14 protein-coding genes are annotated in these 12,862 nt (G+C 45.2%); 6 read left to right on the top strand and 8 right to left on the bottom strand.

The window, feature by feature from the left end:
• Positions 1–11: 11 nt before the first annotated feature.
• Together apaG and apaH are read left to right on the top strand one after the other, a co-directional pair.
• Positions 12–392 carry a Co2+/Mg2+ efflux protein ApaG gene (gene apaG / locus ITG12_RS09375; protein WP_038866126.1) on the top strand — a complete coding sequence of 127 codons (381 nt, stop codon included), beginning with the start codon at positions 12–14 and terminating at the stop codon, positions 390–392.
• 12 nt (positions 393–404) lie between these two features.
• Entirely contained in the window at positions 405–1,211 is an 807-nt protein-coding gene (gene apaH / locus ITG12_RS09380) for a bis(5'-nucleosyl)-tetraphosphatase (symmetrical) ApaH (RefSeq protein WP_038878314.1), read from the top strand.
• Between the two features lie 67 nt (positions 1,212–1,278).
• Here apaH and folA read toward each other — a convergent pair whose 3' ends face one another.
• The 6 genes from folA to rplU form a co-directional block, all read right to left on the bottom strand.
• On the bottom strand, positions 1,279–1,758 hold the full coding sequence (gene folA, locus ITG12_RS09385) for a type 3 dihydrofolate reductase (RefSeq protein ID WP_038866123.1): 480 nt from the start codon (positions 1,756–1,758) through the stop codon (positions 1,279–1,281).
• Positions 1,759–1,767: 9 nt separating this feature from the next.
• Complete coding sequence (locus ITG12_RS09390; protein WP_038866121.1) at positions 1,768–2,241, bottom strand: threonine/serine exporter family protein; 474 nt, start codon at positions 2,239–2,241, stop codon at positions 1,768–1,770.
• Positions 2,241–3,044, bottom strand: a complete 804-nt coding sequence (locus tag ITG12_RS09395; protein WP_042599784.1) for a threonine/serine exporter family protein — start codon at positions 3,042–3,044, stop codon at positions 2,241–2,243. Before ITG12_RS09395 ends, ITG12_RS09390 begins: the two co-directional genes overlap by 1 nt.
• A 193-nt stretch (positions 3,045–3,237) precedes the next feature.
• On the bottom strand, positions 3,238–4,416 hold the full coding sequence (gene cgtA, locus ITG12_RS09400) for an Obg family GTPase CgtA (protein WP_038878316.1): 1,179 nt from the start codon (positions 4,414–4,416) through the stop codon (positions 3,238–3,240).
• Positions 4,417–4,624: 208 nt separating this feature from the next.
• Complete coding sequence (gene rpmA / locus ITG12_RS09405) at positions 4,625–4,882, bottom strand: 50S ribosomal protein L27 (protein WP_005383095.1); 258 nt, start codon at positions 4,880–4,882, stop codon at positions 4,625–4,627.
• Positions 4,883–4,902: 20 nt separating this feature from the next.
• Entirely contained in the window at positions 4,903–5,214 is a 312-nt protein-coding gene (gene rplU, locus ITG12_RS09410; RefSeq protein ID WP_038866119.1) for a 50S ribosomal protein L21, read from the bottom strand.
• A 257-nt stretch (positions 5,215–5,471) separates the two neighbouring features.
• On the opposite strand from rplU, the gene ispB reads away from it, so the two are divergent.
• Positions 5,472–6,443, top strand: a complete 972-nt coding sequence (ispB, locus tag ITG12_RS09415) for an octaprenyl diphosphate synthase (protein WP_038866118.1) — start codon at positions 5,472–5,474, stop codon at positions 6,441–6,443.
• A gap of 82 nt (positions 6,444–6,525) precedes the next feature.
• Here ispB and ITG12_RS09420 read toward each other — a convergent pair whose 3' ends face one another.
• Together ITG12_RS09420 and mdh are read right to left on the bottom strand one after the other, a co-directional pair.
• A complete protein-coding gene (locus ITG12_RS09420) occupies positions 6,526–6,717 on the bottom strand; it encodes a hypothetical protein (protein ID WP_038866116.1) in 192 nt (63 codons plus the stop codon).
• A 122-nt stretch (positions 6,718–6,839) separates the two neighbouring features.
• Positions 6,840–7,775: a malate dehydrogenase gene (gene mdh, locus ITG12_RS09425; protein WP_038878319.1), complete on the bottom strand. Its 936-nt coding sequence runs from the start codon at positions 7,773–7,775 to the stop codon at positions 6,840–6,842.
• Between the two features lie 358 nt (positions 7,776–8,133).
• On the opposite strand from mdh, the gene argR reads away from it, so the two are divergent.
• From argR to ITG12_RS09440, 3 genes are all read left to right on the top strand, one after another.
• Positions 8,134–8,604 (top strand): transcriptional regulator ArgR, encoded by a 471-nt coding sequence (gene argR, locus ITG12_RS09430; protein WP_005430583.1) that lies wholly within the window; start codon positions 8,134–8,136, stop codon positions 8,602–8,604.
• Between the two features lie 384 nt (positions 8,605–8,988).
• The gene (locus ITG12_RS09435) at positions 8,989–9,957 is read left to right on the top strand and encodes a TAXI family TRAP transporter solute-binding subunit (RefSeq protein WP_009707802.1); all 969 of its coding nucleotides are present in this window, start codon (positions 8,989–8,991) and stop codon (positions 9,955–9,957) included.
• A gap of 310 nt (positions 9,958–10,267) precedes the next feature.
• Positions 10,268–12,847 (top strand): TRAP transporter permease, encoded by a 2,580-nt coding sequence (locus ITG12_RS09440; RefSeq protein WP_038866109.1) that lies wholly within the window; start codon positions 10,268–10,270, stop codon positions 12,845–12,847.
• Positions 12,848–12,862 lie beyond the last annotated feature (15 nt).

The raw sequence follows: 12,862 nt of genomic DNA on the forward strand, positions 1-12,862 counted from the left end.
GAGGAGTGCACATGGACGTCATTCAACCTTGCATCAAGATTCAAGTTCACACCAAATACATTGAAGAACAGTCCAACCCAGAACTGCAACGTTTTATCTTCGCCTACGTCATCACCATCAAAAACCTCAGCCAACAAACCGTACAATTACTCAGTCGTCGCTGGTTAATTACGGATTCAAATGGCAAACAAATGACGGTAGAAGGCGAAGGTGTTGTCGGACAACAGCCCTTTATTCCTAGCAATGATGAATACACCTACAGTAGCGGTACTGCATTAGAAACTCCAGTAGGTGTCATGCAAGGACACTACATGATGTTGGATGAGAAGGGACAAGAGTTTCTCACCGAAATAGACCCTTTCCGACTTGCTGTTCCCAATGTCCTAAATTAATCAGGAGAGTCAGTGGCTACCTACATCGTTGGTGACATTCAAGGCTGTTTCGATGAACTGCAACAGCTACTAGAACACGTTAATTTCTCAACTCAACACGATCAACTTTGGCTTGCTGGTGACCTGGTGGCAAGAGGGCCTAAGTCATTAGAAACACTGCGCTTTGTTAAATCCCTTGGCGACAGCGCTAAAGTTGTCCTCGGCAATCACGATCTGCACCTAATGGCGGTTTCTAAAGGCTTAAAGAAGGTGAAGGACAAAGATAAAACCGCACCTATCTTTTCCGCACCAGATAAAGATGATCTACTCACTTGGTTAGCACAGCAACCACTCATGGCGGAACACGATGAGTTCGTTATGTGTCATGCGGGCATCTCACCTTTATGGGATCTACAGACGGCTCGAGCATGTGCACGTGAGGTCGAGGCGATAATTCAGAGTGAGCAACTGCATTGGTTACTGGAAAATATGTACAGCAACCAACCTGATCTTTGGGAGGAATCTCTATCAGGCTTAGATCGCTATCGCTATACCATCAATGCATTTACCCGTATGCGCTTTTGCTTTCCCGATGGCCGCTTGGATATGGACTGTAAACTTCCACCACAAGAAGTTTCAGAAGATGAGCTTGTTCCTTGGTTTAAACTGCCAAAACGTGTGCCTTTAGAAAAAGCGGTCTTATTTGGTCACTGGGCAGCACTGCAAGGCTACATTGAAGAGAGCATTATTGGCCTTGATACGGGCTGTGTTTGGGGTGGCTCATTAACTATGATTCGCTGGGAAGATAAGCAAGTTTTCACCCAAGAAGCACTCAGTTAACAATTCGAATTAGCGGACTAGAAAACAAAAAGCACCGTATTGACGGTGCTTCTCTTATTCTAGCTGGTTACTTTTCTAGAACGGTGAAACGCATGTTATACGCATTTTTTTCATCCGCTTGATACGCTTCAGAGTATGTTTCTTTAAACTCATTCCCCCAATCTGGGAACTGAGTATCACCCTCGATTTCAGCTTCAATATGAGTGACATATAGCTTATTTGCTATTGCCAAGCATGCAGCGTAAATCGCGCCACCACCAATGATCATCACTTCTTCACTGTCACCAGCAACCTCAAGCGCCTGCTCAATCGACGTAACAGTCGTGACACCTTCAATGGAAAGTGAAGTATCACGGCTGATGACAATATTCAAACGGCCAGGTAAAGGGCGTCCGATTGATTCATAAGTTTTACGTCCCATCACAACAGGCTTACCCATTGTACAACGCTTAAACCATGCAAAATCTGCCGGAAGATGCCAAGGCATCTGGTTGTCTTTACCGATGATACGGTTGTCTGCCATCGCGGCAATCATGCTGATGATCATATTGGGTCCTTATACTATGGGTCTGCGGCGATAGAATAACAGCCCCGGAACCGCCAAGCCAACCGCTAAGCCTGCAATAATAAACATCGCCTTAAGAAAGTTCTCCATACATGTCGCAATTAACTCTGGCGAATAACCCAAGTGGTTTATCTCCACCATGGCAATCATGGCTTTAAAGGCAAATACACCGGGCACCATTGGGATCAAAGCTGCAACAGTGAAAACTTTGGGATGAGCAAGAAAACGATGCGACCAATGTACGCCGATTAAGCCAACAAGGGTCGCAGCAAAAAAGCTCGCCCACTCAATCGGCAAGCCAAAGTGCATCATCAAATAGCGACTGCCATGACCAATCGCACCACCTACGGCACAATAAACTAAAGCGCGCTGTGGCACGTTAAACACCATGGCAAAACCCACTGCAGGAATCGCCGCAAAAAACATATCATTCAGCAGGCCAAGTGCGAGTTCAAATACACTCATTAGCTCATCCACCCCCAAATACCGGTGACTTCCATCGCTGCTACGATGCCAAGTGAAGTTGCTAATGTCAGTAGACTTGCCATGGTAAATCTCGCGATGCCCATATTGATGTGGCCTTTAAGCATGTCTGCAACGGAGTTAATCAGAGGGAAGCCCGGTACTAACATCAGGACCGAAGATGCCATTGCTACCGTAGGTAAATTACCAATTTCAAAGATCACGGCTTGAGCGGAAATCAGCGTTGTGACGAATGCTGTAGCGGCGAAATTAAGTAGAGGATTAAAATGTCGATGCCCAATCTCTTGTCTGACGATCATACCACCAGCAGAGGCGAGGAACGTCATGCCGAAGACTCCCCAATCTCCTCCAGCTAGATGACTAAAGGCAGCACAAGAAAGACCAATCATAAACACGACTAACCAGCGGTTATAGCGCTCTGGGCTGATGGTATTGAGTTTCTTCTGTGCCATTTTCACATCGAGTAAACCGCGCTCCATCATGATACAGATACGCTGAATTTGCGTAATGACACGCATGTTAATTCCACGATCGGCACAGCTTCTTGTGGTAGTAATGCAATGATCGTCCATCACCGTTGTGACCACCAAGGCATTGGCAGACAGTGCAACAGCAACATCGCTAACGCCACTCGCAAACCCAATGCGCTGCATAATATCGCTCACCAGCGTACTTTCTGCACCGTGGGCTAATAACATTTGCCCGGCTTGAGCCACGAGCCGAGAAATGGCTCTTTGATTGGACGCCGCCATAGCTTCTTCAGGCGGCATAGCTTCCGATGTCATAAATACTTCCTAAGTCCATTTATACCCAAGTAACCTCACCCTTGGGAGGGTGTCATTGACCCCGCTCTGAATCCTACATCTTGAAGTCACTTGGGTATATTTTATTATTGTGCCGTAAAACACATCGTCTAAACATGATTTAGATACAAAAAAAGCCGCAATATACATTGCGGCTTAATGAAATAACTAGCAATTAGTCACGGACGTAAACAACGTGACCGTCGTCTTCTTCATCGTCCCAGTCATCCCAATCGTCGTCGTCATCTTCTTCAGTGATCACGTCTTTACCAGCGATGGCATCTTTATGGTAATCATCCCACATGAAGTTCACTTTATCTTCTTCAGCAACTTCTTCCTCTTCACGAGGTAGGTTTTCCATAAAGTCAGCTAGCTTGTAGCAAAGCTCTTTAGTGCCGTTACGGTTGATTGCAGAGATCTTAAAGAACTCATCTTCCCAACCAAGCGCATCCAAGATCTCTTGGATCTTTTCATTCGCTTCTTCTTCCGGCATAAGATCAGTCTTGTTGAAGACTAACCAACGAGGTTTACCAGCAAGTTTTTCACTGTACTGCTCTAGCTCATCAATGATGGTTAGGGCATTTTGAATTGGGTCTGACTGATCAATCGGCATGATATCAATCATGTGCAGTAATACGCGACAACGCTCTAGGTGCTTAAGGAAGCGAATACCTAGACCAGCACCGTCAGCTGCGCCTTCAATTAGACCAGGAATATCAGCAACTACAAAGCTTTTCTCAGGTACGACACTCACTACACCCAAGCTTGGGATTAGCGTAGTAAATGGGTAATCTGCTACTTTTGGTTTTGCTGCTGATACTGCGCGGATAAAGGTTGATTTACCTGCGTTAGGTAGACCAAGCATACCAACATCAGCCAATAGCAATAGCTCTAGACGGATTTCACGAATTTCACCTTTAGTACCTAGCGTTCTCTGACGAGGAGCGCGGTTTACTGAAGATTTAAAACGCGTGTTACCAAGACCGTGCCAGCCGCCTTTCGCGACCATCACTTTCTTGCCGTGTTCAGCAACTTCTGCAACGATTTCATTAGTGTGGATATCAACTGCGCGCGTACCTACAGGAACACGCATTGTGATGTCTTTACCACGTTTACCCGTACAGTTACCACCACGACCATTTTCACCGCGTTCTGCTTCGTAAAAGCGTTGGAAACGGTAATCGATCAGGGTATTTAGGTTTTCATCGGCTTGGATGTATACATCACCGCCATCACCACCATCGCCGCCATCAGGGCCGCCTTTAGTGATGAATTTTTCACGCCAGAAACTTACAACGCCGCTACCGCCGTCACCAGCCTGAACTTTTACTACCGCTTCATCTACGAACTTCATCTTTTACTCCGACTACTTCGTGCGTGGATTTAATCTGACTTATCATCAAACAATTTTAGCAGATGACAGATCTAAGCACCCTGAACCTACCAACAAGGTAAAAACGAGAAACTTGAATATGTCGACTGCTACAAATAAAAAACCCCGCCGAATCGGCAGGGCTTTTGAATTCAGCTTTAAAGCTTAAATAATTAACCTAAAAGGTAAATTACTCAGCTTCGATGCTTACAAACTTACGGTTTTTAGGACCTTTAACCTCGAACTTCACTTTACCTTCAGTAAGAGCGAATAGAGTGTGGTCTTTACCGATACCTACGTTGTTACCAGCGTGGAACTTAGTACCACGTTGACGTACGATGATGTTACCTGCAAGAACAGACTCACCACCGAAACGCTTAACACCAAGGCGTTTGCTTTCTGAATCGCGGCCGTTACGAGTAGAACCACCAGCTTTTTTGTGTGCCATTGTTAAACTCTCCTAATAGATTAAGCGTTGATACCAGTGATCTTCACTTCAGTGAACCACTGACGATGACCCTGTTGCTTACGAGAGTGCTTACGACGACGGAACTTAACGATTTTAACTTTATCGCCACGACCGTGTTGTACAACTTCAGCAACAACTTTGCCGCCCTCTACAAGAGGAGCGCCAACTTTGATGTCTTCGCCGTTAGCAACAAGAAGAACTGTATCAAATTCAACAGTTGCACCAGTTTCAACGTCTAATTTCTCTAAACGAAGAGTTTGACCTTCGCTTACACGGTGTTGTTTACCACCAGATTGGAAAACAGCGTACATATTTTACTCCGCTTTTTCCGCACAGCCTTTTCATGAGGGTGTGCGCTAAACTAATCATCAATAGGGCGCAGATTCTACAGAAGAGATGCCCCTATGACAAGCCATATTTTGAAAAAATTGGCGAAAAGCTAATCGCCAAAGAAAAGTGCGGCAATCATGCCCTTTAGTAATGTATTAATCAACGTTTTTTAGTGTATTATTCGACAATTATATAAATCGAATAAGCCTTGCAGGGTCTAACTTCAGCCGGATATACGATGGATTTTAAAACTATCCAAGCGCTTACTGCCGATGACATGGCAAAAGTGAATGAAACAATTCAAGCCCAACTAAATTCTGATGTCTCTTTAATCAACCAGCTCGGTTTCTATATCGTGAGTGGTGGAGGCAAACGCTTAAGACCACTTCTGGCGATATTGTCAGCACGTGCTCTTGGTTACCAAGGTAACGGCCATACAATGGCAGCAGCGTTTATCGAGTTCATCCACACAGCAACACTGTTGCACGATGATGTGGTAGACGAATCAGACATGCGCCGTGGTAAAGCGACAGCAAACGCTGCGTTTGGTAATGCCGCTAGCGTGTTAGTTGGGGACTTTATTTATACTCGCTCATTCCAAATGATGACTGAGCTAGGATCAATGAAGATCCTTAAACTAATGAGTGACGCAGTTAATGTAATCGCAGAGGGTGAGGTTCAGCAGTTAATGAACTGCAATGATCCTGACACGACAGAAGAAAGCTACATGCAGGTCATCTACTCTAAGACCGCACGTTTGTTTGAGTCTGCAACCCAAATTGGTGCGATTCTTAACGATGCTCCTGAAGAAGTAGAAGTCGCTTTCCAAAACTACGGTAAATATTTGGGTACAGCATTCCAACTGATCGATGACGTGATGGATTACACGTCTGACGGTGAGGATATGGGTAAGAATGTTGGTGATGATTTAGCTGAAGGCAAACCAACGCTTCCCCTACTTCATGCCATGCGCAATACCACCCCAGAGAATGCACAGATGATCCGTGAGGCTATCGAAAAAGCCAACGGTATGGATCACTTGGATGACATTCTTGCTGTAATGAAAGTAGCCGGCTCACTTGAATACACAACGCAGAAAGCACTAGAAGAAGCAGACAAAGCGATTGCAGAACTCGCAATCTTGCCAGAGTCAGAGTACAAGCAAGCGCTTATTACACTGGCTCACATGTCAGTGAACCGCACTAGTTAACGGCATAAAATAGACCCACAATAAAAAGGAAGAGCATAGCTCTTCCTTTTTGTGTACCTCAAATTCTTCTCACCGCTACCATCTAATAGTATCTATCGCAACTATCGTGAAGCTGTGGGTTATCTTCAATTTCGTCGAAACTGACCGCCAACTGCTCTTCCGAACCTTGTTTGGCAAGAAGCACTGTTTCCGCCTCTTGATCAACCACTAAGATTGTTCCGACACCTTGTTGGCATTCCACCACCATACCTTTACGGATTCGATTGGCTTCCATCATCTTCTCCCTCACAAAGTTGTTTGATTCAGACTCTGTTACGCGAGATAAAATGAAAGGATCAAAAAAGCCGATCTAAGATCGGCTTTCTTCTTTATATAGCTTTCTCTTTGTAGAGACGCTTATTTAGCGAATTCAACACCAATGTTGATATCGCCATTTAGCGTTTCCAACATACCATCAAGTGCTGACTTCTCGTAGTCACTTAGTGCGCCATAGCTTAGTACTTCTTCTACACCGTCTTTACCCAGTTTAACTGGTTGTGCAAAGTAAGGCGCATGTTCACTGCCACCTTCCACGTATGCACATTCTACTACGCCTTCTTCACCTTGAAGTGCTCGTACGAGAGCAAGACCGAAGCGACATGCTGCTTGACCCATAGACAGAGTCGCGCTACCGCCACCCGCTTTTGCTTCAACAACTTCTGTACCCGCATTTTGGATACGTTTCGTTAGCGCTTCTACTTCTTCAGCGGTGAACTCAACACCTTCTACTTGAGATAGAAGAGGAAGAATAGTCACACCAGAGTGGCCACCGATAACAGGAACGCGAACGTCACCTGGATCTTTATCTTTTAGTTCAGCCACGAAGGTTTCTGAGCGGATAACGTCTAGCGTTGTAACACCAAACAGTTTGCGCTTATCGTACACACCGGCTTTCTTTAATACTTCCGCGGCGATTGGCACTGTGGTGTTCACTGGGTTAGTGATAATACCCACGCATGCCGTTGGACATACTACTGCAATCTTTTCTGCTAGTGACTTAACGATACCAGCATTTACATTAAATAGATCAGCACGATCCATACCAGGCTTACGTGCGACACCAGCTGAGATAAGAACCACGTCAGCACCTTCTAGTGCAGGCGTTGGATCTTCACCAGCGTAACCTTTAATAGATACTGGTGTCGGGATATGGCTAAGATCTGCAGCCACACCAGGAGTTACTGGAGCAATATCATATAGGGCTAAATCTGAACCTGCAGGAAGACGGTTCTTAAGTAGAAGGGCCAGAGCTTGACCGATGCCGCCAGCGGCACCAATAACGGCTACTTTCATGTAGTTCTCCTTGAGAGTATTTCTCTTATAAACGTATTCGTAGGGTATTTTGTAACCAACTGAAATAAAGCTATCGGAATCACAACTTGATTACAATCAATTAACGCCAGCTTTGCGACCTCGCGCAACTCGCTGTTATCGTGCTACAAACAAAGGTCTGATTATTGGTTTATTCTGTTGAAATGACAAGAAATTCAATGCAATAAATAGGTCAACGATTTCATACTTAAAGAACCCTATCCTGTTTAGGGTTTACAGTGATGGAATTAACATAATGCCGTGAGTTTTTGGCACTGCATGAATATCTATGCGAGAATATGCAAAATTGCTGACCTGTAATAAGAGAACCATAACGACTATGCGCAATTCAGAAAAACAAGATAACTTAGTTCGCGCTTTTAAAGCCTTATTAAAAGAAGAAAGCTTTGGCTCACAGGGTGAGATCGTTGATGCATTAAAACAACAAGGTTTCGAAAGCATCAACCAATCTAAAGTCTCCCGTATGCTGACCAAATTTGGTGCGGTACGTACACGTAACGCAAAAATGGAGATGGTTTACTGTCTGCCAGCAGAGCTTGGAGTTCCTACGGTAAGCAGCTCTTTACGTGAACTTGTACTGGATATTGACCACAACGCTGCGTTAGTCGTTATCCATACTGGTCCAGGTGCTGCACAATTGATTGCTCGCCTACTTGATTCACTAGGCAAATCAGAAGGCATTCTGGGTGTCGTTGCAGGTGATGACACCATCTTTATTACCCCAACAATGCCAGTTTCAACAGAACAATTGTTCAAATCAGTGTGTGAGCTTTTCGAATACACAGGCTAAGTAACTGTTTGTGGGCTATGAAATTAGTTGAATTTTGTAGCCCATAAATTATGTAAACAAAATGATTCCAACGTCTATTTTTTACCCACCTCATTTGTGATCATTATCACGCTATTGATTTTTTTAACACCCTCACACAAAATCGGCATAAGTAACTGTTATAAAACAGATTAGCTTGCGAATTTATCCCCACCTACTGTCGCAAGCTTTAGACTTATTCGCTATAACTTTTAACAATCGGATAATTTTCTGCCAATTTTTTGTTATGATTCGCTCGCTTTTTCAAACGATTGGATTGGAAAAGATGCCGTTTCCAAATAGGAAACTCCTGAAGTAATTTACAGTTATTTCTGGGTTAATAATGAATATAAGGAAGGGAAATTCATGGCATTTAACAAACTTCTTAAAGTAGGCGCAATCGCTGCAGCAGTTATGGGCGCAGGCGCAGTTAACGCTCAAGAGTTTATTACTATCGGTACTGGCTCAGTAACAGGTGTTTACTACCCTACTGGTGGTGCTATTTGTAAATTGGTAAACAAAGGTCGTAAAGATCACAACATTCGTTGTTCAGTAGAATCGACTGGCGGCTCAATTTACAACGTCAACACTATCCGTGCTGGCGAGCTAGATTTTGGTATCGTGCAATCGGACTGGCAATACCATGGCTACAACGGTACGAGCAAGTTTGCTGAACAAGGCCCGTACAAAAAACTACGTGCAATGTTCTCTCTTCATACAGAACCTTTTAACATCATCGCACGTGCAGATTCTGGTATCGAAAACGTTCAAGACCTAAAAGGTAAACGTGTAAACATCGGTAACCCTGGTTCTGGTGACCGCGCGACAATGGGCGTAGTGATGGATGCAATGGGCTGGACTAACGACAGCTTTAAACTTGCATCAGAACTAAAAGGCTCAGAACGTTCTCAAGCACTGTGTGATAACAAGATCGACGCGTTTATCTACATGGTTGGCCACCCGAACGGTTCAATCAAAGAAGCAACAACCTCTTGTGATGCGAAGCTAGTTCCTGCAACTGGTCCAGAAATCGAGAAAATCGTTGCTAACAACCCATACTACGCATTCAGCACAGTGCCTGCTGGTATGTACCGTGGTACAGATAAAGACGTAAACAGCTTTGGTGTTGCGGCAACAATGGTAACGACTTCTGATGTTTCAGATGACGTGGCTTACAACGTTGCTAAAGCTGTGTTCGAAAACTTCGATACATTCAAACGTCTACACCCTGCATTTGCAAACCTGAAAAAAGAAGACATGGTGAAAGCTGGTCTTTCAATCCCTCTTCACCCAGGTGCAGAGAAGTACTACAAAGAAGTAGGTCTGCTTAAGTAAGCAGCTACTGACTCCAAGCTCAGGCAGAGAAGGATGGTTTTCTGCCTGATTGAGTATGCTGGTCGAACACCTTCTTCCAGCATGCTTTGTTCAATTTGCTTTATGCAATCTGCTGATTTCTTTTTCGGAAGTCGCGCTCACACACCTAAAAAAAGAAAACGCACATGCCCTCCTCTCATAAATCAATGAGTTGAAGGACTGTAGCGATTCACTCGAAAGCAAACTTCGCTCTATTCACTACACTGTTAAAGCGAAGCGTGGTTCTCGATACACAATACAGACAGGACCATCAATAATAAGGAAAAAGTACATGGCGACGAACAACACTCCGTCACAAGATGTGCAAGAAATGGTGGCTCAGGCAGACACAGGTGCGCGTAGCCCAATGGGCTTGCAAGGTCGAATCTTATGGTTCGTTCCACTGTGCTGGTCGCTATTTCAATTATGGTACGCGTCTCCGCTACCATTTATTTTTAATTTTGGTGTACTCAACGACACTGAAGCGCGAGCAATCCATTTAACTTTTGCTACTTTTCTCGCTTTCACTGCTTATCCAGCCATGAAAAACTCTCCACGAGATCATATCCCTCTTATTGATTGGATATTGGCACTCGCAGGCAGTTTTGCAGCGGCTTACATTTACATCTTCTATACCGAACTCGCCGGCCGTTCTGGCGCCCCAACCACAGTTGATATCGTGGTATCCGTCACAGGTATGGCGTTACTACTTGAAGCAACTCGCCGAGCTCTCGGTCCACCACTTATGGTGGTTGCTGCGGTGTTCCTAACTTACACCTTTGCTGGCCCATACATGCCAGATGTGATTGCTCATAAAGGCGCGAGCTTGAACAAAGCCATGTCGCACCTTTGGCTAACAACTGAAGGCGTATTTGGTGTTGCACTGGGTGTATCAACTTCTTTCGTATTCTTGTTTGTACTGTTTGGTGCCATGCTAGAGCGTGCGGGCGCAGGTGCGTACTTCATTAAAGTCGCGTTCTCGCTACTTGGTCATATGAAAGGTGGCCCTGCGAAAGCTGCGGTAGTCGCTTCTGGCTTATCTGGTCTGGTTTCAGGTTCTTCCATCGCTAACGTAGTAACGACAGGTACGTTTACGATTCCACTCATGAAGCGTGTTGGCTTCCCAGGAACGAAAGCGGGTGCGGTAGAAGTAGCAGCATCAACCAACGGTCAGCTGACACCGCCTATCATGGGTGCTGCCGCATTCTTAATGGTGGAATACGTTGGTATCTCCTACGTTGAAGTTATCAAAGCAGCTCTACTCCCTGCGCTTATCTCTTATATTGCACTGATTTACATCGTTCACCTTGAAGCGTGTAAAGCAGGCATGACAGGGCTTCCTCGTCGCCATACCCCTACGCTTGTGCAGAGCTTGCTGTCCTTCACTGGTACGATTTTGGGCCTATGTGTTATCAGCGCTTTGGTTTACTACGGTGTGGGTTGGACGAAAGATGTCTTTGGTGATGCAGCAACCCCTATCGTGACCGTCGTACTTCTAATTGCTTATGTGGGTCTTGTAAAGATTTCCGCTAACCACGCAAAAGATGGAGCGATTGAAATCGATGCTGAACTGACTGAGGTACCAGACCCTGGTCCGACGATTAAATCTGGTTTGCACTTTTTATTGCCTATCGTGGTACTGGTTTGGTGTTTGACGGTGGAACGTTTCTCTCCAGGTCTATCTGCATTCTGGGCAACAGTGTTTATGATCTTCATCTTGCTGACACAACGCCCTTTGATTGCGTTGCTATCTAAAGAAGGCGATCTTGTCGAACAAACCAAAAACGGCTTTGTTGACCTAGCAGAAAGCTTAGTATCTGGTGCGCGCAACATGATCGGTATCGGTGTCGCAACCGCTGCTGCCGGTACGGTTGTTGGTGTGGTAACGCTGACTGGTATTGGCCTTGTCATGACCGACTTTGTCGAGTTCATCTCGGGCGGTAGCATTATCCTAATGTTGCTGTTTACCGCGGTCATTAGTTTGATTCTGGGTATGGGCCTACCAACGACGGCCAACTACATTGTGGTTTCAACCTTGATGGCACCGGTTATCGTAACGCTTGGTGCGGCACACGGTTTGATCATCCCACTGATTGCGGTCCACTTGTTTGTGTTCTACTTCGGTATTCTGGCCGATGATACACCACCTGTTGGCTTAGCGGCATTTGCGGCGGCAGCGATTGCAAAGTCGGATCCAATTCGAACTGGTATTCAAGGCTTTACCTATGATATTCGAACCGCAATCCTGCCTTTCATGTTTGTCTTCAATACTCAGCTATTGTTGATGGGTATCGACTCATGGTGGCATTTAGCATTGACCGTGATCTCTTCAATCATTGCGATGTTAATCTTCTCAGCGGCAACACAAGGTTGGTGGTTCACACGTAATAAGTGGTGGGAAACCGTCTTACTATTGGTATTGACCTTCTCATTCTTCCGCCCTGGATTTTGGTGGGACATGTTGTACCCAGCGAAAGTTCTTTCCCCTGGGGTTGAGATAGCTCAAATCACGGAAGGGCTAAATGTAGGAGAATCCATTGAGCTACGAGTCGCAGGTGAAAACCTAGAAGGTGATTACGTAGAGAAAACGGTACGTCTTCCGTTCGAAGATAAAGCAAAAACCGCTGAAGAGCGCATCTCTTCTATGGGTCTAATGCTAACCGAGAACGACGGCAAAATGATCGTAGACATGGTCGAGTTTGGTAGTCCGGCAGAATCGTCTGGCGTCGACTTCGACTGGGAGATCAAATGGATCGTTCAAGACGCTGAGCGCCCAATGAAAGAATGGGTATTTGTGCCTTGCTTAATGATCTTGCTGGTACTTGCCATGAACCAAAAACGTCGTGCTCGTAAGGAACAGTTGAGCGCATAACCGATTAGGCCCCGA

It is taken from the genome of Vibrio sp. ED002 (assembly GCF_023277445.1).
In the GTDB taxonomy this organism is placed as follows: Bacteria; Pseudomonadota; Gammaproteobacteria; order Enterobacterales; family Vibrionaceae; genus Vibrio; species Vibrio jasicida.